This is a genomic window from Sphingobacterium paludis, from assembly GCF_004364125.1.
Taxonomy (GTDB): Bacteria; Bacteroidota; Bacteroidia; order Sphingobacteriales; family Sphingobacteriaceae; genus Sphingobacterium; species Sphingobacterium paludis.
Map to the genome: position 1 here is coordinate 224,042 of NZ_SNZV01000003.1, position 21,142 is coordinate 245,183.

At 43.1% G+C, this 21,142-nt stretch carries 25 protein-coding genes and 5 tRNA genes; 28 read left to right on the forward strand and 2 right to left on the reverse strand.

Annotated elements, in window-relative coordinates; all coding sequences use genetic code 11:
* The first annotated feature begins 49 nt into the window (after window positions 1-49).
* From B0I21_RS06985 to B0I21_RS07030, 15 genes are all read left to right on the forward strand, one after another.
* Window positions 50-382, forward strand: coding sequence for an ASCH domain-containing protein (locus B0I21_RS06985; protein ID WP_133639755.1), 333 nt, complete (start codon window positions 50-52; stop codon window positions 380-382).
* A 165-nt stretch (window positions 383-547) separates the two neighbouring features.
* A complete protein-coding gene (locus B0I21_RS06990; protein WP_133639756.1) occupies window positions 548-1,234 on the forward strand; it encodes a phosphoadenosine phosphosulfate reductase domain-containing protein in 687 nt (228 codons plus the stop codon).
* Window positions 1,215-1,889: a ParB N-terminal domain-containing protein gene (locus tag B0I21_RS06995; protein ID WP_208292282.1), complete on the forward strand. Its 675-nt coding sequence runs from the start codon at window positions 1,215-1,217 to the stop codon at window positions 1,887-1,889. The genes B0I21_RS06990 and B0I21_RS06995 overlap by 20 nt, the downstream gene beginning before the upstream one ends.
* Before the next feature lie 51 nt (window positions 1,890-1,940).
* Window positions 1,941-2,147, forward strand: coding sequence for a hypothetical protein (locus B0I21_RS07000; protein WP_133639757.1), 207 nt, complete (start codon window positions 1,941-1,943; stop codon window positions 2,145-2,147).
* A gap of 38 nt (window positions 2,148-2,185) precedes the next feature.
* Window positions 2,186-2,362: a hypothetical protein gene (locus B0I21_RS20035; RefSeq protein WP_166637792.1), complete on the forward strand. Its 177-nt coding sequence runs from the start codon at window positions 2,186-2,188 to the stop codon at window positions 2,360-2,362.
* A 1-nt stretch (window position 2,363) separates the two neighbouring features.
* Complete coding sequence (locus B0I21_RS07005) at window positions 2,364-2,918, forward strand: hypothetical protein (RefSeq protein WP_133639758.1); 555 nt, start codon at window positions 2,364-2,366, stop codon at window positions 2,916-2,918.
* Window positions 2,848-4,263 carry a PBSX family phage terminase large subunit gene (locus tag B0I21_RS07010; RefSeq protein ID WP_243835972.1) on the forward strand — a complete coding sequence of 472 codons (1,416 nt, stop codon included), beginning with the start codon at window positions 2,848-2,850 and terminating at the stop codon, window positions 4,261-4,263. Before B0I21_RS07005 ends, B0I21_RS07010 begins: the two co-directional genes overlap by 71 nt.
* Window positions 4,260-5,753 (forward strand): phage portal protein, encoded by a 1,494-nt coding sequence (locus B0I21_RS07015; protein WP_133639759.1) that lies wholly within the window; start codon window positions 4,260-4,262, stop codon window positions 5,751-5,753. The genes B0I21_RS07010 and B0I21_RS07015 overlap by 4 nt, the downstream gene beginning before the upstream one ends.
* A gap of 332 nt (window positions 5,754-6,085) precedes the next feature.
* Window positions 6,086-6,157 (forward strand) — tRNA-Glu (locus B0I21_RS20040).
* A 259-nt stretch (window positions 6,158-6,416) separates the two neighbouring features.
* Window positions 6,417-6,528 (forward strand) — tRNA-OTHER (locus B0I21_RS20045).
* 144 nt (window positions 6,529-6,672) lie between these two features.
* A tRNA-OTHER gene (locus B0I21_RS20050) sits at window positions 6,673-6,763 on the forward strand.
* Between the two features lie 400 nt (window positions 6,764-7,163).
* Window positions 7,164-7,236 (forward strand) — tRNA-OTHER (locus tag B0I21_RS20055).
* Between the two features lie 284 nt (window positions 7,237-7,520).
* Window positions 7,521-7,928, forward strand: coding sequence for a hypothetical protein (locus B0I21_RS07020; RefSeq protein WP_133639760.1), 408 nt, complete (start codon window positions 7,521-7,523; stop codon window positions 7,926-7,928).
* A gap of 127 nt (window positions 7,929-8,055) precedes the next feature.
* A tRNA-Trp gene (locus B0I21_RS07025) sits at window positions 8,056-8,127 on the forward strand.
* A gap of 241 nt (window positions 8,128-8,368) precedes the next feature.
* Window positions 8,369-9,043 carry an NYN domain-containing protein gene (locus tag B0I21_RS07030; protein WP_166637793.1) on the forward strand — a complete coding sequence of 225 codons (675 nt, stop codon included), beginning with the start codon at window positions 8,369-8,371 and terminating at the stop codon, window positions 9,041-9,043.
* A gap of 31 nt (window positions 9,044-9,074) precedes the next feature.
* Here the strand turns inward: B0I21_RS07030 and B0I21_RS07035 are convergent, their stop codons facing one another.
* Both B0I21_RS07035 and B0I21_RS07040 read right to left on the reverse strand, forming a co-directional pair.
* The gene (locus B0I21_RS07035; RefSeq protein ID WP_133639762.1) at window positions 9,075-9,365 is read right to left on the reverse strand and encodes a helix-turn-helix domain-containing protein; all 291 of its coding nucleotides are present in this window, start codon (window positions 9,363-9,365) and stop codon (window positions 9,075-9,077) included.
* 180 nt (window positions 9,366-9,545) lie between these two features.
* A complete protein-coding gene (locus B0I21_RS07040) occupies window positions 9,546-10,022 on the reverse strand; it encodes a hypothetical protein (protein ID WP_133639763.1) in 477 nt (158 codons plus the stop codon).
* A 189-nt stretch (window positions 10,023-10,211) separates the two neighbouring features.
* On the opposite strand from B0I21_RS07040, the gene B0I21_RS07045 reads away from it, so the two are divergent.
* The 13 genes from B0I21_RS07045 to B0I21_RS07105 all read left to right on the forward strand — a co-directional run bounded on the left by B0I21_RS07045 (window position 10,212) and on the right by B0I21_RS07105 (window position 21,141).
* Window positions 10,212-10,766: a hypothetical protein gene (locus B0I21_RS07045; protein WP_133639764.1), complete on the forward strand. Its 555-nt coding sequence runs from the start codon at window positions 10,212-10,214 to the stop codon at window positions 10,764-10,766.
* Window positions 10,767-10,907: 141 nt separating this feature from the next.
* Window positions 10,908-11,537 carry a hypothetical protein gene (locus B0I21_RS07050; protein ID WP_133639765.1) on the forward strand — a complete coding sequence of 210 codons (630 nt, stop codon included), beginning with the start codon at window positions 10,908-10,910 and terminating at the stop codon, window positions 11,535-11,537.
* Between the two features lie 13 nt (window positions 11,538-11,550).
* The gene (locus tag B0I21_RS07055; RefSeq protein ID WP_133639766.1) at window positions 11,551-12,093 is read left to right on the forward strand and encodes a hypothetical protein; all 543 of its coding nucleotides are present in this window, start codon (window positions 11,551-11,553) and stop codon (window positions 12,091-12,093) included.
* 10 nt (window positions 12,094-12,103) lie between these two features.
* Complete coding sequence (locus B0I21_RS07060; RefSeq protein WP_133639767.1) at window positions 12,104-13,195, forward strand: major capsid protein; 1,092 nt, start codon at window positions 12,104-12,106, stop codon at window positions 13,193-13,195.
* A 1-nt stretch (window position 13,196) separates the two neighbouring features.
* Complete coding sequence (locus tag B0I21_RS07065; protein WP_133639768.1) at window positions 13,197-13,520, forward strand: DUF6706 family protein; 324 nt, start codon at window positions 13,197-13,199, stop codon at window positions 13,518-13,520.
* Window positions 13,517-13,855: a hypothetical protein gene (locus tag B0I21_RS07070; RefSeq protein WP_133639769.1), complete on the forward strand. Its 339-nt coding sequence runs from the start codon at window positions 13,517-13,519 to the stop codon at window positions 13,853-13,855. The genes B0I21_RS07065 and B0I21_RS07070 overlap by 4 nt, the downstream gene beginning before the upstream one ends.
* Window positions 13,843-14,265: a hypothetical protein gene (locus B0I21_RS07075; RefSeq protein WP_133639770.1), complete on the forward strand. Its 423-nt coding sequence runs from the start codon at window positions 13,843-13,845 to the stop codon at window positions 14,263-14,265. Before B0I21_RS07070 ends, B0I21_RS07075 begins: the two co-directional genes overlap by 13 nt.
* Window positions 14,262-14,681, forward strand: coding sequence for a hypothetical protein (locus tag B0I21_RS07080; protein WP_133639771.1), 420 nt, complete (start codon window positions 14,262-14,264; stop codon window positions 14,679-14,681). The genes B0I21_RS07075 and B0I21_RS07080 overlap by 4 nt, the downstream gene beginning before the upstream one ends.
* Window positions 14,682-14,683: 2 nt before the next feature.
* The gene (locus B0I21_RS07085) at window positions 14,684-15,193 is read left to right on the forward strand and encodes a hypothetical protein (RefSeq protein WP_133639772.1); all 510 of its coding nucleotides are present in this window, start codon (window positions 14,684-14,686) and stop codon (window positions 15,191-15,193) included.
* A 93-nt stretch (window positions 15,194-15,286) separates the two neighbouring features.
* Window positions 15,287-15,784 (forward strand): hypothetical protein, encoded by a 498-nt coding sequence (locus B0I21_RS07090; RefSeq protein ID WP_133639773.1) that lies wholly within the window; start codon window positions 15,287-15,289, stop codon window positions 15,782-15,784.
* Between the two features lie 26 nt (window positions 15,785-15,810).
* The gene (locus tag B0I21_RS07095; RefSeq protein ID WP_133639774.1) at window positions 15,811-15,993 is read left to right on the forward strand and encodes a hypothetical protein; all 183 of its coding nucleotides are present in this window, start codon (window positions 15,811-15,813) and stop codon (window positions 15,991-15,993) included.
* Window positions 15,993-20,639, forward strand: coding sequence for a hypothetical protein (locus B0I21_RS07100; protein WP_133639775.1), 4,647 nt, complete (start codon window positions 15,993-15,995; stop codon window positions 20,637-20,639). Before B0I21_RS07095 ends, B0I21_RS07100 begins: the two co-directional genes overlap by 1 nt.
* Window positions 20,626-21,141 (forward strand): hypothetical protein, encoded by a 516-nt coding sequence (locus B0I21_RS07105; protein ID WP_133639776.1) that lies wholly within the window; start codon window positions 20,626-20,628, stop codon window positions 21,139-21,141. Before B0I21_RS07100 ends, B0I21_RS07105 begins: the two co-directional genes overlap by 14 nt.
* Window position 21,142 lies beyond the last annotated feature (1 nt).

Sequence of the window (21,142 nt, forward strand, 5' to 3'; positions counted from 1 at the left end):
TATATGGCTTTGGGGTAAATTTGTTACTTCAAAGCCTTACTAGCTTTTTATGAGTAAAACACAAAAAACACCTGTTCTGATCATTAAGGAAGTATTTTTTAATCAGATCCTGTCGGGGGAAAAGATCGAAGAATATCGAAGTTTAAGCGATCATTATTTCAAGATGTTCTTTGATAAGAACAAAGACGGCGAATACGAGTTCCGGAAACCTATCGACAAGATCATCTTAGCCGTAGGATATCACAAGAGCCGTAAGACCGCAGTAGTTGAATTGAAAGATATTTATATCGTCGAATTTCAGAACGTAATTCCAGAAGGATTCGAAAAAGGTGATGAATGTTTTGTCCTAGAGCTTGGTAAGGTATTGGAAAGGAATTTCTAGTACTTTATAACTTATGGCAGAAACAGCAGAGCAACGAAGAAGAAGTGCAAGGCCTAGATACAGGATCAGCACATCAAACAGTGGCGTAAGAACCGTTACCCCAGTTAACACGGCAGCACGTCGTGACATGCGTCAACCAACCGGAATTCGTAGAGTTACCCGATAATGACGCCGTTAGAAATATTGAATCAGATTAGGCACCAGACTAATCAAATTGTACTGTTCAGCTCACTGAACGGCAAAGATTCTATATTGCTAACAGATATGTGTTCCAAGGTCTTTGATCGAGTGGTAAGTGTTTACCTCTATACGGTCAAAGACCTTTCTCATATCAAAGCTTTCAAGAAGGTGCACCAGGCACGGTACCAGAACATCGAGTTCATCGAAAGGCCGCATTTCGCTCTGTATGGCTATCAAAAGAACAGCTATCTTGGATATCGCGGCCATGAGAAGTTAAAGCGCCGCACACTGGCACAGATCGCGCAGGATGTAAAAACCGAAATGGGGATCGAATGGGCTTGCTTCGGATTTAAGAGAACCGACGGACTACAGCGCCGCCTTATGATGATGGGATTGGATAAGGTGGGAACGCCGGGCTATAATGCGAAAACAAAAAACGTCTACCCGATTGAGGGATGGACGAACAAACATGTGCTTGCATACATCGATAAGATGCGACTGCCGCGTCCTACAGTGTATGACCCGAAGCATCAATCACAGGGCGTATCGCCTGCTGATATAAATTTCTTGCTTTGGTGCCGGAAGTATTCACCAGGCGATTACGTTAAAGTCCTAAAAGAGTTTCCCCAAGCTGAATCAATAATGTTTGAACATGATTACCAACAAGCATAAATCATCAGAATCAATAACGCTCAAGCGTTCGCAGATCGCGCTGGCTGACTATAATCCACGCAAGCTATCTGCTGATGCAAGAAAGAAGCTCAAAGCAAACATCAAACGTGTGGGCATTATGGGCGGCATCGTATGGAATGAGTTATCGGGAAACCTCGTAAGTGGGCACCAGCGCGTGTCAATCTTGGACGAGATCAACCACTACCCGAAAAGCGACTATGACATCACCGTGGAAAAAGTCACCTTAAACGACAAAGAGGAAAAAGAGCAAAACATCTTCCTTAACTCGAAATCGGTACAGGGTGAATTCGACGCGGATCTAATGGCCGACATCATCGGTGATATTGATCCAATCTTAGCCGGACTGGATGACATCGATCTAACGATGTTGCAGCTCGAGTCACCATCAGTGGACTTTACGGACATTATGGAAAAAGCATCGAAGCTGACCCCACCAGCTAGCAAAGAAGAAATCAAAGCGAAGAAAGAAAAGTACAGCAATGAAGTTGACGACCGTTGGGAAGGTGAGCCGGTCCTTCTCCTATCTTTCGACTCGTTCCAGAACAAAGCTGAATTTATGGAGGCCATGGGAAAGGATCTGTATGAGAAGATCGTTAAAGGCGAAGAGGTCGCAGAGAGGCTATTTAATTCTTAGTTGTCGGCACGGATATAACGGACGGTTATAACAATTATATGCAAAAGAAGGATGCATCAACATTTTACAGAGTACACTTTTGGCGATATCGTGTATTTAAAAACCGATTCCAATCAAGAGCAATGGATCATCACAGACATCACGTTAAAGCCTAATTTGGCCTTGTATCACATCGCCTGCGGATCATTACAGCACGATGCGTACGATTTTGAGATGTCAAGACAGCCGGATGCGAATAAAAAAATGGGTTTACAATAGTTTGAACCCGTAAAAGAGATAATTAAATACAAATAGATATGATAATAACCCTTTCATGGCATTTAGTCTTGATGATCGTATTGACGATTTTATTTATCATTTGGATAGTTCGACAGTTTGACGAATACGAAGATTGGGGAATACTTACGGCATTGCCTACATTGTTGTTGTTATTTGTGTTTTGGGCTGTCTACGGTGGTATAGTTTGGTGGTAATATGGCAGACAACAAATACGAATATGAAAGCGAAAGCTTTTCCGCAGCATGTGAGAACTACGCAAAGAAGGGCATGACCGACCGCGAAATAGCTATTGAATTGGATTTGAATGTTACCTATTTCTGTGAACTTAAATCTAAGTACGATAACATTTCCGAAGCCTTAGCGCGCGGGCGAGCCAAAATCAATTCAGCTGTTCGGCAAAAATATCTTGCGGTCGCCTTGGGAGGCTTAAAGCGCAAGACGACTACCCGAAAGATTCCTAGCCGTTTCGATGATGAATCGGATATCCATGCTGACGGAATGGTCGTATTGGAAACAACGGAAGAGCTTGCTCCAAATGCACAAGCTCTAAGCACCTGGCTATTCAATAATGACGAGGAATGGCGCAAAAAAGTTATTGATGGTAAAAAGCTCGATGTCACAACAAACGGCAAAGATCTCAACGGCAGCATAAACATTGCCACATGGTTGCAAGCCAACAATGAAGATGACGACACAGACGAAGACGATAGCGAAGAAGGTCTCGACGGCGAGCAAGAGGAAGATAACTAGGACGCGTCCTAAAATAAAGGTCGCTAAGCCTTACGTTCCCATTTATGAGAACACGGATAAGTTTATTATCCTGATCACTGGCGGCCGTGGCTCCGGAAAGTCGTTCAACGGCTCTTTGTTCCTTGAAAGATTGAGTTTTGAGAAAGGGCACAGCATTCTTTTCTCCCGTTACACGATGTCCTCAGCGGCCGATTCTGTTATTCCAGAATTTCAGGAGAAGATCGATTTGGAAGGTACCAGTGACTTTTTCGAGATCAAAAAGAATAACATCATCAATAAGTTCTCGAAAGTGCCGATCATGTTCCGCGGTATTAAGACAGGATCCGGGAATCAAACAGCTAAGCTAAAGTCAATCCAAGGTCTTACAACGTTTGTTGGCGATGAGATGGAGGAATGGACCGACTTTGATAGTTACGAAAAGTTGATGCTTTCCATTCGTCAAAAGGGAATACAGAACAGGATCATCCTGATAATGAACCCTACGGACGACTCCCACTTCGTTTACGAGCAGTACATCAAGGATACGCACAAGATTGTAACGATCGATGGCGTTGATGTTCAGATATCGACACACCCAAATGTGCTGCACATCCATACGAGCTATCTCGACAACGTAGAAAATCTGTCGGATAACTTCTTGGAGCGCATTGAGCAGATTAAGCAAGAGTCGATCGCGCAGGCAACGGATGCCAAGGGCGTTTTTGACCGCTCCAAGTTCCAAATGACGAAGTACGCAAACGTTGTCATCGGTCGGTGGGCAGACATCAAAGAAGGTGTTATTCTTCCCAAAACGATGGAAGGAGATTTTAACGAGTATCTCCCCTACTGTTACGGACAGGATTACGGATTCTCTGTCGATCCGGATACGCTCATACGTGTGGCTGTGGATCGTAAGAAGATGCTTATTCATGTCGACGAGGAGTATTACGATACGAAGCATCTAGGAACGAACGACATCATTGAACTGAACAAATCCCGTATCAAGCTGCCGAACGATTTGGTTGTGGGTGATAGCGCGGAGGATCGATTGATAGCGGACATCAAGAAGGGAAAAGTAAATATTGTGGAATGCTGGAAAGCTCCCGGCTCCGTAAATGCGTCGCTACTTAAGATGGCCGACTACACCATAGTTTACACGCCGCGAAGCCGAAACGTTCGCACGGAGCTCAAAAACTACATCTGGAATGATAAAAAAGCAGGTATTCCAATTGATAAGTGGAATCACTCAATTGACGCAATACGTTATGCGTTCGATTTCTTAACGAAAAACGATCCTCACGCCAAACAGAAAACTAAACGAGCGGCACAGGCCGTACGATCACCTAAAAGAAGGGTAAGACGATGACACTAGAACAATTACAACAATTATTAGGGGGTGAATACAAAGCCCTGTATGAAGTTATTAGCAAAGGCCAGCGAATTATAAAGCTTGGTTCCAAAACAATGACCGTGGAACAGGCCATGCGGCAGTATGATCCGTTTTTGCACGACGTTAACGATCCGGCCATCCGCGAGAACCGAAAACTTGAATTTGAGGGGGAAGAGTATGACGATGCTATTTCGAATGAACGTAGAAACTCCTCAGAATACGAAGAGGTCGAGGTAAACCGCCTGCAGCTCGCGCGGCAGCAGCAGATCGTTCAGTCGGCTGTATTCTTTGAGTGCGGCTCGGACATTTCCATTGACTTCAATGGAGAGGAAAACGAAGAGAACTTCTTTGCGCTCATTCAGAAGGTGTGGACAGACAATAAGCTTTCCTACAAGACAGAAGATATTGTCGAGCGTCGGATGATCGAGACACATTGCGCGGAGCTTTGGTATGACTTCATTGACAAGGATTACTGGAAGGGCACGCCGCTGGAAGGAAGCGAACGCCGTCCCGGTATGATGCTCCTTTGCAAAGAAAACGGTGATGACATCTTTCCTGTGTGGGATGAGCACGATGGCCTTATCGCTTTTGGGCGAGGTTATCAGACCGTTAATCCCATTACCGACACTAAAACTATGCATTTCGACTTCTACACTTCTGAAAAGATCCTATTAGGTAGTCAGGCCGATGGTGCAGATTGGGAAATCGAAGAAAAAGAGGGTTATGGGTTTCTCCCAATCGTTTACCATTCGCAAAAGCGTCCAGAGTGGGCGAACATCCAGCCATTAGCCGACCGCGAAGAAAACAATGTGTCAAACCTTGCCGATACGAACGACTACTACGGTGATCCTACAATGGTTGTAGAGGGTGAAGCGGAAAGCCTACCATCCAAAGGTGAAGTGGCCAAGGTCATGCAGGTCAAAGGCGAAAACGGTGGTCGCGGTAGCGTTTCATTCGCCCAGCCGGATGCAATGGTCGATTCTAAGAAGATGGAATTCGATAAACTGAAGCAGGAGCAATTCGATATTACCAATACACCTGACATCAGCTTTAATACAATGTCGCAGCTCATGAGCAACGGCACCAGCGGCATCGCTTTGCGGCTCCTTTTTATGGGGCCACAGCTGAAGGGAAACAAGAATCAAAAGCGATTAAAGGAAATGCTCGTGCGTCGGTTGAATGTTATTAAAAAGATGTTGATCAGTTTCTCTCCTGCCGAGTTTCAAGATATGGAAGGGATTATGCCATCAATCAAGTTCAAAGATGCGCTGCCAGTTAACAAGACTGAATTGATCGGTGACGTATCGAAAATGGTATCATCAAAGCTATTGAGCCGGAAGACTGCCATGACTATATTAGGCGAGGTTTCGGATGTCGAGGCAGAGCTTGAGCAGATCCTTGAGGAAACAAAGCAGGATCTGCAGATGGTCAGGGAAGCACAGCCAGTTTCTGAACCTAAAATATAACGCATAATTATAATATTTATATAGTTTTTATTGCATATATAAATATTGTTTTTTACCTTTGAAGTATCGAAAGACATCAAGATAGTCCAAGTTCGAGAAGATTAACGACACGTAGTCGATTGGACGAATCGCATCAGCGGCCGTTCCCGAAAGGGTGAGTGAATCAAAACGCAATAAGGGCGCATAAAGCTTGTGCAAGGGTGGACACATCCTATTACCTGCGACGGTCGCTTCTTTGCAATTCTAAAGTGCTGGCATACCACAACGTGAAGAACGTTCCGATGTAAGACCTTTATGGTATTCGGCTTGAAATCTGTAATAGTATGCCAATTGCAATGTTCGTCTAGGGGTTAGGACGTTAGGTTTTCAGCCTAAAAACACCAGTTCGATTCTGGTACATTGTACAAAACCCTGATATGGACTGAGACAAAGTAGCAACGGCGAAACGTGATGGACAGAGAGGTAGAAAGGCTAATAATGGTAAACATAGCATTGTTCTAGACATGGTGATTATGTTTGTGGGTGTGACCCCTGCCTTTTTTAAGTTATTTGAAATTTTAAATGAGTACTGGGTGTAAAGCCTTCGTCTGCTGTTCGGTTACGTAGAAATGGGCAGAGTAAGCGCGAAATGATGGCGGATAGCGCTACACCCAGTGTTCAGTTGGAAAGATGGCGGAATTGGTAGACGCAATGAGGGTTATAAGTTGAAACGCCCGTGACGTGTGAATAGTATCCTAATAGCACGCAACTTCAGGTTCGAATCCTGCTCTTTCCACGCGGTTAAACTAAAAAGGTCTGGTTGGCTTTTTCTGTGTCCCTTGTTTTGACGGTTCGATTCCGTCTTTTAGTATAGTTCATAATTTAGGTTAATAATTGGTTTGGTACCCGCGGGATCCTCCCCGTTTCCCGCGGTACATTTGGGGAAGTCGTTTAGAGGCTAGGACGCAAGATACCTGAGATCCGTTTTACGGGGAGGCCTTGAAACAGTGGTTCGAATCCACTCTTTTCCACGGAAACGCAACCCGTGCGCAGATATGCACAACGGATAGGCTTGACGATCGGGAATAGACCGATACTTTGACAGGATGGCGAAACGGTAGACGCGGTAAAATCATTGGGGTAGATGGTGGTTTTGCTAGACTTATCGGATTGTGGCTATTGTAACGGCTCCACTGCTTGGGAAAAAGACGACCCCCTTTGACAAGTAAGACAGGACGACTACCGACACAGGCGAAAATAGTTGCTGGTTCGAATCCGGCTCCTGTCTCAACCCCGGATTGGTTATGCCAGATAAGTAGTCGGGATATGCTTATCTGATTTGCGCGGATTTTACCGTAGAATCTAACTAAACGCAAACCGAGCGGTATAGGAAAGTTTAGTAGTTGACAACTCGGAAAGACGGGCATTTTTGGGGCGCTTGGCCGGGTGACTACGGGAAGTACAACCGTGTTAGAGGAGGTAGGTTCGATTCCTGCGCGCCCCTCAACGCACATAGACAGATGGATACTGAAAGTAAGTTCTAATCGATGCTATCTGACGATATACGGAAAGACGTAGATGGATCAGTAAAAAGGCGATTTCGGTAGATAGGTTATTACTGAGGATAGGTTGACAGCCGGGAACAGACCGGCACAATTTGGAGCAGTGATCACATTTGAAGTTAGTCGCTCGTAAAACTTGAAGGATGATTCCCTTTCGGTTATGTGGTTATGTTGGTTGCGAGGTGTTCGATTCCCTCCTGCTCCGCTCACTAATTAGTTCTTTAACATGAAAAGAGTAGGTTTAATGTTCGCGCTATGCGCATTGTTGATGTCTGTAACATCGTGTTATGATTTCTCCCGAGAGCAGCGATTAAAAGACGCGGAAAACAACGGAAAGGCAACGCTGGTCGAAGCTGAGAACTCCAAGAAAGCCATGGTTGAACAAGCTAAAGCGGAAAACGAGAGCGCAACGCTGCAAGCGGAGGCAAAGATCAAGATCGCCAAAGCCGAAGCCCAGGCGGAAGTCGAGCGCGCCAAAGGAGTAGCTGAGGCAAACAAGATCATTGGCGAATCACTCAAAGGGAACAGCGAGTATCTAAAGTATCTGCAGATCGATGCGATCAGGAACAGCAAGGGCGACAAGATCTATGTTCCTACAGAAGCGGGAATACCGATACTTGAAGCGAGGAAGTGAAGCCATGAGGTATACATATGCTTTCGTGATCCTGATCATCTTCGTTATCCCCATTGGGATAATCATCTATCGGGAGTTATGGCGTTATCTCCGCGGCAGAAAAAGAAATCGCTAGAAATGGCAAAAAAGGTGTGTAGCCAAGTTGGTAAGGCATCGGTTTCCAAGTCCGACACCGGCAGTTCGAGTCTGTCCACACCTGCAACAAAAAACATCACTACCCACGAGTTGGGTTGAGCAAAGTAAGTAAGCAATAAGGGGTCATAAATGCTTGACCGAGGGCGCAGGGTTTTATTCTTTTCCCAATTTCATCGTCCTTTTTTCCAGCGGTGATGTTTTTTAGCAACCGATCCCAAGTCGACAAAATTTATTTTAAAATATTTTATGGAAATAGACAACATTGTATTAACTTTGCTGTTAATAACACAAACCCCTCCAGCGCAATGCGTCGTTGGATCCAGCTTCCGGAATATTGGGAGCTTTTTTTTTACCTTATTATGGCCAATGACAATAAATTTAGAGTTAATGTCTACATAGATGGATTCAACTTCTACTATGGACTAAAGAGTATGCAGTGGCGAAAATTTTACTGGTTAGATCTTGTGAAGTTTTTCGAATGCTTTATTAAAGAAAACCAAGTATTAAATAAAATCTACTATTGTACTGCTAGACCCACGCATCAGGATAAGAAAAATAGACAAAGTGCGTTCTTAAAAGCTAATAGCAGAAGTGACAAATTTGAGGTGATTTATGGAAAATTTCTTCAAAAGGAGGTTGTTTTTGGCGGGCAATCATTCACTACCTTTGAGGAGAAGCAGACAGACGTTAACATCGCAATTTCTTTAATTAGAAATATTGTTAATAATTCGTGTGACACATCAATTATTGTTAGTGGAGATAGTGATTTAGAGCCAGCTATAATACTTGCTAAAGAAATCGACCCAAACCATAAAATATACGTGCACTTTCCTCCCAATCGACACTCTGTTACTTTAAAAGACGCATGCGATGCTAGAATTGATTTGGGGAGATTTGAAAATAGATTCAAAAAGTGTCTATTAGATGCTGAGATAGAGTATGAAGGTGTTATGCTACGATGTCCAGAAAATTGGGTTTAAAATAGCTGCATTGATATGTCGGTAGAGCTGCCTACGAAATAAACAGCTCTTCCAACATATTTTTGAGGCTTGGATAGACCTTTTTGAAGGTTTCTCTATTTTCTGCAGGAACATCGTCAACAGTAGCAGACATTATATAGATCGCCGCATTTGTTACACCTAAAGCGGCACTGATAGCTTCAAGTGTATTCTGGCTTGGGAATTTTTTATTCCCTTCTATTTGTGAAAGTGCCGTTTGCGTTATTCCAGCTTTTTCAGAAAGTTCGCTTTGATTAAGCCCCTGGGATTTTCTCAATCCTTTGATTGTATTTCCAATCTTCATTTAGTTGTTATCTCTATTCCAGAAACTTCCAGATTGTGGCGAGAATATTTGATATTCGTATAGCATAATCCATCATCTTTTCTTTCGAAATTCTGTTTCCTGACTTTGCTACCTCATCTCGAACAATTTTTAAAGCTTCTTTTCGATTCTCAGTTATGTCATCTGCATTTAGAAGTTGGTCTAATATGACCAAAACAAGTTTTTTTTCCATACGTAATTAATGTGAGTTTGTAATAATTTTTTTTCTCTTAATATTTCAAGTACCACATTAATTAATTCTTCCTCCGTATTTCTTCTTGTTACTTTTTTTGCAAATGTTCTTATTTCTATCCTAAAGTCAATGAACCTTTTTGATATCTTCTTCCTAAGACGCTCTATCCTCCGGTTGATTCTTCGAATAATGGTCAAAAGAAAAGGCTTTTGAAATTTTACACCGTGTTTCCTTACCGACTCAAGCAAATCTTCAATCTTGTCTTCAAAAGATATAAGATCAGATAGTTGGTAAGTGGATACTAATAAATCAAAATGATTTTCAGTAATTTCAAAATATTTAGCTAGGTCCATCTTCTGGAAGGCTTTCAAGCCTTCAAGCTGTTTCTCTAAAACTTCTAAAGATTTAGAGACCCCTGTAATGTTGTTTATGCCATATATGTCCATGTTTTAATTATATATTACCCAAAGTTAATAATAAAACTCGAAAGCACCAAATAGAATTATTAATGGTAATATTTTTGTAGCTGATAACCTACGCTAATAGATGATTTAGACTCCTTTCCTTTTTAATGTAAAAAAAACGTATTCCTAAACTTTTCATTACATTTGCCGATATAGATTATGATAATCAATATGAGGATAATACACATATTAACTGTCCTACTTTTTTCGATTACGGCGAGCGCTCAAGAATTCGGCCAAAACATCGGCAGCGTTAGCTTAGCATTCGATGGGAAGGCCCCCAAAGAGTTCACGCACACTGATGAAGAGTTATCGATCTTTATTCAAGATGTAGGCATGGGTTACGTTTACTTCAATGTTCGTAACAACTTAGATAAAGCCATATCATTTCAATGGCCCAGCTCCTACTACGTAATATCAGAAGAAACCATTCCTGTTAAGGATGCCAGCGGAGCGACTGCACAAATGCTGGGTATTGAAGTAAAGGAAGCTAATAGCGTATCGCCGCCTACTATAATAGCTCCGGAGTCTAAAGTGGTGTTAAAGTGTGCTATCAATAGCGCAGTCCTTTTCGATTACCGGAAGGCAAACAAATACTTTCAAGAGAATGGCAAGCTGCCGATTGATCGCGCAGTCCTGCAGTTCGAGATCAACGGTGCCAAAGTAGACAAAGTAATACCTATCCAAGTCTACACTAGCAAGATCAAAAAAGCATTAAAGAAATAATAAAGGCCTCCACTCGGAGGCTTTTTCTTTTACAATTAATAATACAAAATATTCTTAGCACCTAATAAGGCGGTCGAAATTCGTTCGCTCTCTCTCACATGCGGAAATTTGTGACTACGATTTTAAACATAATCATAACGCATGAATATTCAAGAGCGAGTTTTAGCAGTTCTGAAACCATTAGTTGCAAGTAATGGGTTCGGAACGACGACAGTTGAAGGGTTGGCGACAAACCTCAGTGCAAGCCTGTCAGATGAAAGCACGGATGAAGATATTACAGCGGCTATAGAGGGGGCTAAGCCTTATTTCACTTTGATGCAATCGGAGAATACCCGTTACATCAACGAATACAAGAAAAAGAACCCAACGTCGCCTAATCCTAATCCACAACCAAACAATCCAAATCCAGCGATTCCTGCGCCACAAGTGGACAAGATTTCGGAGTTGGAAAAGAAAATCGATCAGCTTCTGCAGCACAATAATTCCCTTTCGCTTACGCAGAAATGGGAGAAGCTAGCAGAAGCTAACGGTATCAAAAACGCCACTTTGGTAACAAAATGGCAGCCACAAACAGAAGAAGAGTTTGACAGCGCAATGGAGGATCTCAAAGCCTTCAACAAAGATCACGTAAAGCAAAACGCGAACGAAAGATCACCTGGTAAACCTAATGCTGGCGGCGCACTCCCTGAAGCGTCAAAGACATTGACTGCTACAGGAAAACAGGTCTTAGAAAACCTGAAAGCTCAAAACGAGCGCAACAAAACCAACTAAGGAGGAATTATCAATGTTCAACGTTCAAAGAGAAACTTATAACGCCGGTATTCCGGTGTTTCAGCACGACAAATCATTGCAAGTGCTGACTGGTGGTTTCACACTTAATGTTTCAGGATATCCAGACGGAGCCATCATCGGTTCTGGTACGGTTATCATGGTTGACGAATCTGCACGCACCGCAGTCGCTGTAAAAACGGCCGTAGTGACAAAAGCGATCGTCACCGCTGATACATCAATCGAAGTCGCCAAAGGTCATCCGCTTGCTGTGGGTGACAAGGTAAATGGCAAAACCATTTCCGCTATCAACAAAGCCGAAACGACACACGATGTAGTGGAGCTGGCCGCCGCCTATGGCAAAGCTGAGGCAATAGGCAATAAAATCGGTTCAGGTGATGGCAACGCTTTGTTATACAATCCTGTGCAGGTCAAAGCCGGGAATGTGCATCCAGTAACAGCGGTTGTCGGGGGTATGGTGTATGCGAGACGTATCGGTTTCGTTTCAGCAGCGACTAAAGCAGCATTGCCAAACGTCATTTTTTCACAAACAAAGTAATTAGGGGATAATGGAATATCAAAAATCAAAACTATTAGCGTTTTTGGCTGCTGAGGGATTAACCCCTGATGTAATCTTAGAAGCAAACAATACGCGCTTCGCTCCTACTTGGTACCAGCGGTACTTTAGAACGGAAGCGCCGAGTGTCTCACTCGACTTTACCACTGTCATCGGAGAAGATGGCATCGAGTCATTAGCATCCGTAATCAGCCGTGAATCTGAATTTACTTTACGTGCTCGTAAGGGGATCGAAAAGTTAAAAGGCGAAGTGCCTGCAATCGGTGTGAGACGTAAATTAAATGCGCAGGAGCTACGTAATATCGAGTTGCTATTGACTTCTCCATCTGTTTCAGGTTCACAACGCCTTACTTCGATCATCACAAGCATGATCGATGATTACCTATACACCCGTAACTCTGTCGCCCGTCGTGTTGACAGTATGGTAAAACAAGGCCTATCTACCGGCCGTGTGACAATCGACACCACGAATAATCCAGACGGTATTGTTTTCGATGTGCCTGTAATCAAGGATACGAACATTACGCCTGCGTCGGGAGATTGGGCGAATCCTGATCACGATATCATCGCTGACATCAATCGGGAGACACAAGCAGCAGAAGATGCTACGGACGCACAACCGATCAGCAAGATTTTGATCACTCGCTCTTTGTGGAGAAAGATCTCTACCAATAAGTCCGTTCAGAATTATGTAAAAGCATACATCGGAAACAGTGGTGCGAAATACGTGCCTACGCTAGTTAACGTCAATTCTGCACTGGAAGAAAACCTATTGCCAACTTTTGAAATCGTGGACGACAAAGCGGCTGTGGAGACTGATGGTGTTCAATCTAGCTTCAGCTCTTGGAATGCTGACAATGCGATCTTCATTCCAGGCGGTGAACTTGGTGTTATTCATAACGCTTTGGCTGATGAACAGCTAAATCCTGTGAACGGTATTGAGTACATCGTTTCTGACAACATCTTGTTATCACGCTGGAGAGAGCGTAAACCATTAGCTGAGATCACAGAAGCTGAGTGGAATGCTTTCCCTGGTTTCAAAGCTGCGAAGTCAATTCGTATCGTTAAAACTAAGGGAGAGTAGCATGACCATTAAAGAAGCCTTTCAGCAGTTTCTTGGCATCGAGGTAGATTCAAAAGCAGTAGAGCTCGCTTTGATAAACGCTGGCCTTGACGGCGCAAGCGATTACAGTGCTGCTTTGCTGCCTATCGTAGAAAAAAGTACTATTGACCTGTTGTTTCAGTCAATAGCTGTTACTTCGGAATCAGAAAGTCAGTACAGCACCTCAAAGGATGCTAAGCTAATGCGTGACAGGCTTCTTTATTTAGCTCGTAAATACGGGCGGGGTGATATTCTAAAAGCCTTGACGAGCTCCGTAAGTGTGAAAGACATAAGCCGGATCCGATGATCAGAAAACGAATTCATACGCTACATGCTTCGATATTAGAAAGCATACCTCCCTACGAAGATGGAAATGGAAACATGATTTTCCCGGAGTCTAACACGCGAGACATCACTGCCTCGTGTAGAGCGGAAAGCGGTACAAAAGATGGGCAGAGGCTTGTGAAAGGAGGTGTAGCCCTCGAATATTCGTATTTAGTGTTTACAGAGAAATCAATTGATGCTCTGCCGCTCAATACCTTGGTGAAGATCACAGTTAACGACACGAACGAAGTTTTTGGGGAAGGTGAGGTCGTATATTTTGAACGTGGGCAAAGAGTCACTAGGATATGGCTGTCTTAATAAAGCCCAAGTTCGATGTTTCTGAGGTCAAAAAGGAGATTGCCGATTATAAGCTAAAGATGCTTGAAAAGGTCGCTTCCATATTGGTATCTCTTGCTGACACTATTGCGGAGGACATTAGAACGAATGCAGACTACATGAACCATTCTTACAATTTGCGAAGTTCATCTGGGACAATCGTTTTTAGAGATGGTCTTATCATCCACGAAAATTTTAAGCTAATGGGCGATGGATCTGAAGGCTTAGCGAAGGGTAAAAAGGTCGCTGAGGAAAACGTACCGCCATCTGGCATAGGAATGATGCTTATCGCAGGAGAAGACTACGCCTCTTACGTTGAGGCGAAAGACAATAAATGGGTTATCACGGGCAGCTCTATGATGCTTGCTCGACTATTACAAAGAATGGTATGACAGCAGCTGATGCATTGGATCATTTGTTTAATCTCATATGGACTAGCTCGCTTAAAAATGGGATTAAAGGCACAGTCAGACGATACTTCCGGCCTACAAATAGTGCTTTGGAAGATATAACTGTGAATGTGTTGAACGGAGATTTCGAGGAACTTCAAACCGGGATATTTCCAGTTAACATATACATCCCGAATCCAAAGTACACCAACATTGTTGATGGACGACAGGTAACAATGATGGATATCCCCGACCAGACACGCATTAAAGTCCTTTCGGCGCTCAGCGAGATTGTATTGAAGCGGCATTATGATAAAAAGAAGCATGTTCTGGTCGAGCTGGTCAATCAAATCATTCTTCCCGAAGCGGAGCAAACGATAATTAACAACAGAGTAAAATTAACTATTAAAAATCTATAGCTATGGCAGTAGAAAAATCAAGTTTAGGATTAAAGCGGATCGGCATAGCTGATGTTCTTCCAAACGCTTTACCAGCGGCTTTTACAGAGTTGGAAGACGCGCAGATTGATTCTGCATCCGTAACGGAGTCTGAACCGACAACCGAAGATGTGCGTATCGAGCAGAAAAAAGGCATATATCGAAGAATAGAAACGGCGGAGGGCTCAACCGTATTTACAGTTCAGCTGTACGATGTATCCGCGGATAACATTGCCGCATTGAAAGGTGGTACCGTCACTCCCGCGACGGCGCAAGTAGGAAAACGCTGGGCAAGAAAGGAAACTGTAGAGATCACAAAGGCACTTGAACTTGTGACTTTGGATGATTACAAGATCTACATTCCCAATGGATACGTAATTGCGCTAATCACATGGGCATTGTCAAAATCAGCGTTAGCGACTATTACATTAACAATTACGGCACAAGATCATGAGTTGGGTGATATCTTAATAGAGGAACCTCTGGAAGATTAAAAATAGTTGATGTGCTAAAGAAGCCCTTATAAGATATTGTAAGGGCTTTTGTATATAACTAAGAATTATATAAATTATATCCTACAAAGTGCAATGAACGATAATAAAATCTTCGAAAGCTTCGCTGAGAAGCCGCTAGAATTTACTTTTACACTTGAACCGCGGAACTGGTTCGAAAAGCTCTTATTCAGATTCAAAGTTCGCCCTAATGTGCGAGTTGTTCACGTGAAACCAATAACATTAGGCGCCCGAGGCTTGTACAGCAAATATGCTCTAAAGCTAGACATTGACAAGATTGCGAAGGACGTTTCAAAGACAAGAGCGCAGCTTTTGGTTAGTGAACATATCGATGCCTTAGTTATGGCCATAGCGATCGTTCTGAATAATAAAGAATCTGTACCGCCTAAATGGATGCTTAGAGAGATACGCAATTTGTCCCAAGTGGAATTGAACGACCTCCTGCTATTTGTCCAAGCTAGTATCGATACAGATTCTTTTCTAAGTTCTATCATCTCGATAAACGGGATGAGCCTCAAAACGGAGGAGATAATAGCCCCCGAAGAAAGCGAAAGCCCGGTACGTACAAAATAAACTACTGGGAGATTGTCGGAAACGCAATGAAATACTGGGGGCTAACATTTAGTGAAGTGCTTTGGTCAGTCAGCTATCAAAATCTAATTATGCTGAATATGAGCGTACCGCAATACGACAAGGATGGCAACAAAATAGAGCCTCCTGCAGAATTAACAAGTAAAGATTTAGCCGCAAGATTCAAAGGCAGAAAGAAAAAGGATAAATAATGGCTATCGAGCTTGATGGTAAACCGCTAAAATTTACGGCTGAATTTGACAGCAGAGAGGCTGAGCAAAATTTAGATTCCTTCTTGAAAAAGATTCAGGATGTTAACAGCCGTGGTGTAGGAAATACGTCTGCTCAAAAAGCTGCTGCCAAAGCATCTGGCCAATACAAATCTATCCTTGACGATGCTACTACTGCGTTTGATGCTTTCGCCAATAAATCTAAAGATTTTTATTCTGAGATAGCAAAAGCTGAACTTGCCCTTCAAAAGATCCGGAATGAGCAAAACCAGCTTAACAGGGAGTTCCGTGATGGTATCACCACGGAGCAGGACCATATCAATAAGACTGCTCAATTAAATGGCCTTCGCGACCAGCTTTCAGAAAAGATTCGTAGTAACAAAGCGGAACTAAAATCATATGCTGATGAGGCTAAAAAACAGACTACGCCCAAGTTTACCGCACAAGACACGTTGAATGAGCTTGCTGGGGCACACGGCGCTGGGAGCGGTTCACCTTTGCCAACCCTATCTGTAAATGAAGCCTTCGCAAAGGCAAACAAGCAGGCAATTGCCGAACTGAATTCTGAACTCGATGAGCTTAACAAAAAGCTGAAGGCCGGGTCCATTACCAATGAGCAATACGCCAAAAGCAGTAAATCTATTAGTGATAAATTAGAAGCGCTTAATGAAAATCAGAAGCATTTTACTGATAGCGTAAGTCAATCCGGGCAAATTGTTGCACAAGAAGGCCAAAAGCAAAAATCGGTTCTTGATAGTCTTTCTTCAGAATATAAGGAGCTTCTTCAAGATGCTACATCCGCATATTCAGGTGTTGATTCGCAAACTAAATACTTAACAACTTCCCTTTTAAAGCTAGAAACGGAAAGCAAGGATATCGCCGCTGCGCAAAAGGAGGTAACTGCTGCTTTCAAAAATGGTGACATCACCCAGAAGCAATACACCGACTCCACCAAAGCACTTATGGTGCAGCAAAATGCAGTTAAAGGTAGAATAGCTGAGACCAAAAGAGAGCTGAACAGCTTAGAGACTGTCGAGCGTAAAACTATTGGCTCTATTGCAGAAAAGACGGCTAAGCTTACTCAACTCAAACTCAAATATGATAACCTTTCCCGTGCCCAAAGGGAAAATATTAACGTTGGTGGCAAGCTACGTAAAGAATATCAGGATCTAGTTAAGGAAATTGAAAGGCTAAACCGCGCGCTAAACGGAACCCGAGGTCAAGGCATTTCTTCGTTGTTGGGATCCGCAAGAGGTATTGCCGGCGCTTTAGGCATCACTTTCTCTGTGCAGCAGCTTGTTGCTTTTGGTAAAGAGCTGTATGACATTGCCAGAGAAGCTGAAGGTATAGAACTGAGGTTTGCGAAAATCGGGGATACTCGCGGTTTAGAAAAGCTTCGCACTGCGACCCGAGGCACCGTATCGGATCTAGAGTTAATGAAACTTGCTGTCAATGCGGACAATTTCCGTATCCCCATGGATGTCTTGGCAAAAGGGTTGGAATTCGCTACTCGACGGGCGTCAGAAACTGGACAGAGTGTTGATTATTTGGTAAACTCATTTGTTACGGGATTAGGTCGCAAGTCCAAACTGATTCTGGATAATTTAGGTATTTCCGCTGTCGAGCTAAATGACGAAATCAGCAAAACCGGCGATTTTGCGGCCTCCGTAGGCAACATCATCGAACGCGAGATGGCTAAATCCGGAACTGCAGTCGAGGGGTTAACTGAAAAAACAAATCGCCTTTCGGTAACGTGGGCTAACTTCAAAAAGAATCTCGCTGAAGGTATTACTGATTTCTTCGTGCCTGGTAGGCCAAATGCCGATAATGTCGAAAAACTTACGGAGGCCTATAAAAACAGTTTTGAAGCTATCAAAGGTTATAGTGATGATGCAAGAAAACGTTTCATAGACAATTCGCAAAAGCAGCTATCAGAAGTAAATAAGAATATCCAAAACCTTACTATTGACAGTCCCGCATTCAAAAAACTCTACGAGGACAGCAAAAAGGATCGAAGCCTTTTGAAACGTGAGACACCCGATGATTATCTAGCTAGACTACAAAAGCCTTTGATTGAGCAGCAGCAGGCGATACAAGCAACTTTAGCTTATGCACGTGGGGTAACTTCCGAAATGGCTATTCAAGCGCGTCAAGCAAAAGGCATTTTCTCCATGGCAGAGGTTCAAGAAAAGCTGGAAGATGCTAATCTAGTCTACAAAAATTCAGTCGGCGATGCCAAGCGTGCGGAGGCGAAGAAAGAAGTCGATAAATGGCAAAAGCTGTATGACGACATGAATATTAAATCGTCTAAAAAGCAAGAATCTGCAGCTGAAAAACTTCGGAAACAAATCCAGAGGGATGAAGATGAAAGAGTAAAGCTTCTTGATAGTTGGTCTAAGGCAGATGCCGACTATTTAAATAAACAGATGTCTCGTGATCAGCAGGAAATAGAAAGTGTCAAAAACAAGTACGCTGAGATCCGAAAGGCTATTGAGAAGTACAATAGAGATACAAAGGGGAAACGGATATCCCTTGTTGGACTAGATACTAGCATGCAAAACTCCATAACTGCAGTTCAAGATCGACAAGCTACGGATAAAAGAATTAAGCTTTATCAGCAAGATTATGAGAACTACTCCAAATACGAGAATTTAAAACTTGAGCTTGGAGAAGAGGTCGCGGACGGTCAATATGGAAAATACAAAACTGCATTAACTAAGATTGGTGCAGAGTATGCAGCATTAATTTCAAAGATGTTCTCTATTGGGTTGACGTACAATGAAACCTCACTGTTCAAAGCTTTAGATAGTGTAATGAAAGATCAGGGAGACAAGCAAAAAGGTGCCTTCAACACGTTATTATCCCAATACCAGACGTACACTCAAAAAAGGGTACAATTAACGGAAAAGTTTAACAAGGAACTTGCTGATTTAGAGGCTAAGGGAGAAACTGATAGAGCAAAAAGAGCAAAGCAACTTTTCGATGAATCGCAAAAGCAGCTTTTCATCGATGAGGTAGAAGATAGTCCGGAATACAAAAAAGCTATCGAGAATATTGAGAGATCTTCCCAAACGTTGCTCTCAAGTGCTTTCAAGATTGGGAAGGAGTCTGTCTACAAGATTATCGACGGTATGACCGATGCGAGCAACGAGCAAAAGGCAAATCTAAAAAAAATCTTTAGCGAATTTTTCGATCAAGGCGAGCAAGCTGCTAACGAGGGGATGCTAAGTAGAATTGCACAGATGACCGATGGATTCGGACAGCTGGTGCAAAGTTCGTTTCAATTTAAAGACAATCTAGATGGTGGATTAGAGACCATCTCAAATATGCTCCGTACAGCTTCGCAACTTTCACAGGTACTAGCTGAAAACCAACGAAACGAAAATGGAACGCTGAATGAAGCCGGGAAGGCTTTGTCGTCCATTGGAGCTATTGGAGCTATTGCCGGAGCGCTTTTTTCTCTTGGATCTGCTATTTCTAACGGGTTCAATAGAGCGCGGGAACAGGCTAACGCAGAAATTCAACAGCAATACGATTTTCAAAACGATCGGCAGCTCAGAGTAACTGAAGCTGTTACAAAGGCACTTGAACGTCAGCTTGAGCTTATCACAGAAATCTATGGAGCCGATCGGTTGGATAAATATGCTGAATCTTTAGAGAACATCCGCTCAAACTGGATAGATATCAACAACCAGTTGGCCGGTCGCTATATGCTAACTAACAACGATCAATTCGCCAATGATATTCTTCGCAGGTTAAATAATGGCGAGACACAGAAGCAAATTTTAAAGTCTTGGTCGGTCACCTCGAAGGAATATTGGCGCGCGAATAACGTGCTAGAAAACTTGGATATGTTCCAGCGGCTAGAAAGTCTGCCACAAGATATCACCAAGGCGCGTGAGAAGCTTGCTGCATTGCAATATCAAGCTAATTTGGGCAACGTAGACGATTATACGCAGAAACTTATCGATCAACTGCAAGCACAGATAGATCTTTACGACGAAACTCTGAACAAACTACGCGAGGAAACCACAGGTAACGCGTTTTCTTCATTATTGAGCGAAGTAAGCCAATTGTTTTTGAACGAGGGCCAAAACGCTGCTCAGGCTTGGACGGATGGTTTTGACAAGGTGATGGAAAACTACATGATGCAAAAATTTTCACGTGATTACCTACAGGAGAAAATGCAATCATGGTATGAGACTATGGCGACATTTGCCGAAGACGGAATGGACGAGAATGAGCGCAAGGAACTTCGCAAACAATGGGATGCAATCCGGGCAGAAGGTGATAAGCGCATAGAAGACATGAGAAAGGTTCTCGGGCTAGAAGACAATAAAAGCTCTTCACTCAAATCCGAATCTATCGCTCAATCCATCACAGAATCCACCGGCTCCGAAATTGTCGGCACATTCCGCGCGGGCTATGATATATGGAAGCGCCAGCTTAATGCTATGGAGCTACAGAACAAAACGCAGGTATCACTTCTGCAGGTAGCTAATGACAAGCTTCTTGTGCTTAACGCAATCAACATCAATACGGCAAATACAGTTGCTCGGCTTGATACGGCGGTGAAGCACCTTCAAAACATTGATAAAAACTTGGGAGGGGCATATGCTAGGAACTAGTTTTAACGATAAGACGCAGGAAGCGCTTGGAATCCACTTTAAACGCGGCACCTTGTACAATCAGCTGCTACGTTTTCCCAAGCCAAAGGAACGCTATTCATACGACTGGAAGAATGAGCACGGCAAAGAAGTTGATGAGTTAAGCCCGACTGTTTACGAAGCAATCCAATACAATGTCAGCTGCTATCTTGAAGCAAAAGATCTTCCAGACTTTATGGCTAAGCGTGCAGCGCTCTTAGCGATCCTATCCGATCCAAAAGGCTTCATCTTAACAAGCCACACGCTCGGGTTATCGTATAAGCTTCGCTACATAGATAGCCCTTCATTTAATACGCTCACGCCGATATGGACCGGCGGCAAGTTGTACGCAGAGTTCACATTGACGCTTGAAAACAATTACGCCCCGACGATCAACGTATTTGAGCTCGCTGATGAGGAAAGCTTGATCGTAACGGAATCGGGTGATCAGATATATGTCGAGGCATACTCGCAAAACTTTTAAA

Bases quoted from the DNA above. Each gene is read 5' to 3' on its own strand.
- B0I21_RS07085 (WP_133639772.1), top strand. From the start codon at position 14,684: ATGGCAGTAGAAAAATCAAGTTTAGGATTAAAGCGGATCGGCATAGCT.
- B0I21_RS07010 (WP_243835972.1), top strand. From the start codon at position 2,848: ATGAAGATGACGACACAGACGAAGACGATAGCGAAGAAGGTCTCGACG.
- B0I21_RS20035 (WP_166637792.1), top strand. From the start codon at position 2,186: ATGATAATAACCCTTTCATGGCATTTAGTCTTGATGATCGTATTGACG.
- B0I21_RS07050 (WP_133639765.1), top strand. From the start codon at position 10,908: ATGAATATTCAAGAGCGAGTTTTAGCAGTTCTGAAACCATTAGTTGCA.
- B0I21_RS07080 (WP_133639771.1), top strand. From the start codon at position 14,262: ATGACAGCAGCTGATGCATTGGATCATTTGTTTAATCTCATATGGACT.
- B0I21_RS07095 (WP_133639774.1), top strand. From the start codon at position 15,811: ATGAAATACTGGGGGCTAACATTTAGTGAAGTGCTTTGGTCAGTCAGC.
- B0I21_RS07055 (WP_133639766.1), top strand. From the start codon at position 11,551: ATGTTCAACGTTCAAAGAGAAACTTATAACGCCGGTATTCCGGTGTTT.
- B0I21_RS07005 (WP_133639758.1), top strand. From the start codon at position 2,364: ATGGCAGACAACAAATACGAATATGAAAGCGAAAGCTTTTCCGCAGCA.
- B0I21_RS07065 (WP_133639768.1), top strand. From the start codon at position 13,197: ATGACCATTAAAGAAGCCTTTCAGCAGTTTCTTGGCATCGAGGTAGAT.
- B0I21_RS07060 (WP_133639767.1), top strand. From the start codon at position 12,104: ATGGAATATCAAAAATCAAAACTATTAGCGTTTTTGGCTGCTGAGGGA.
- B0I21_RS07100 (WP_133639775.1), top strand. From the start codon at position 15,993: ATGGCTATCGAGCTTGATGGTAAACCGCTAAAATTTACGGCTGAATTT.
- B0I21_RS07000 (WP_133639757.1), top strand. From the start codon at position 1,941: ATGCATCAACATTTTACAGAGTACACTTTTGGCGATATCGTGTATTTA.
- B0I21_RS07035 (WP_133639762.1), bottom strand. From the start codon at position 9,365: ATGAAGATTGGAAATACAATCAAAGGATTGAGAAAATCCCAGGGGCTT.
- B0I21_RS07015 (WP_133639759.1), top strand. From the start codon at position 4,260: ATGACACTAGAACAATTACAACAATTATTAGGGGGTGAATACAAAGCC.
- B0I21_RS07040 (WP_133639763.1), bottom strand. From the start codon at position 10,022: ATGGACATATATGGCATAAACAACATTACAGGGGTCTCTAAATCTTTA.
- B0I21_RS07075 (WP_133639770.1), top strand. From the start codon at position 13,843: ATGGCTGTCTTAATAAAGCCCAAGTTCGATGTTTCTGAGGTCAAAAAG.
- B0I21_RS06995 (WP_208292282.1), top strand. From the start codon at position 1,215: ATGATTACCAACAAGCATAAATCATCAGAATCAATAACGCTCAAGCGT.
- B0I21_RS07045 (WP_133639764.1), top strand. From the start codon at position 10,212: ATGAGGATAATACACATATTAACTGTCCTACTTTTTTCGATTACGGCG.
- B0I21_RS07090 (WP_133639773.1), top strand. From the start codon at position 15,287: ATGAACGATAATAAAATCTTCGAAAGCTTCGCTGAGAAGCCGCTAGAA.
- B0I21_RS07070 (WP_133639769.1), top strand. From the start codon at position 13,517: ATGATCAGAAAACGAATTCATACGCTACATGCTTCGATATTAGAAAGC.
- B0I21_RS06990 (WP_133639756.1), top strand. From the start codon at position 548: ATGACGCCGTTAGAAATATTGAATCAGATTAGGCACCAGACTAATCAA.
- B0I21_RS07020 (WP_133639760.1), top strand. From the start codon at position 7,521: ATGAAAAGAGTAGGTTTAATGTTCGCGCTATGCGCATTGTTGATGTCT.
- B0I21_RS07105 (WP_133639776.1), top strand. From the start codon at position 20,626: ATGCTAGGAACTAGTTTTAACGATAAGACGCAGGAAGCGCTTGGAATC.
- B0I21_RS06985 (WP_133639755.1), top strand. From the start codon at position 50: ATGAGTAAAACACAAAAAACACCTGTTCTGATCATTAAGGAAGTATTT.
- B0I21_RS07030 (WP_166637793.1), top strand. From the start codon at position 8,369: ATGCGTCGTTGGATCCAGCTTCCGGAATATTGGGAGCTTTTTTTTTAC.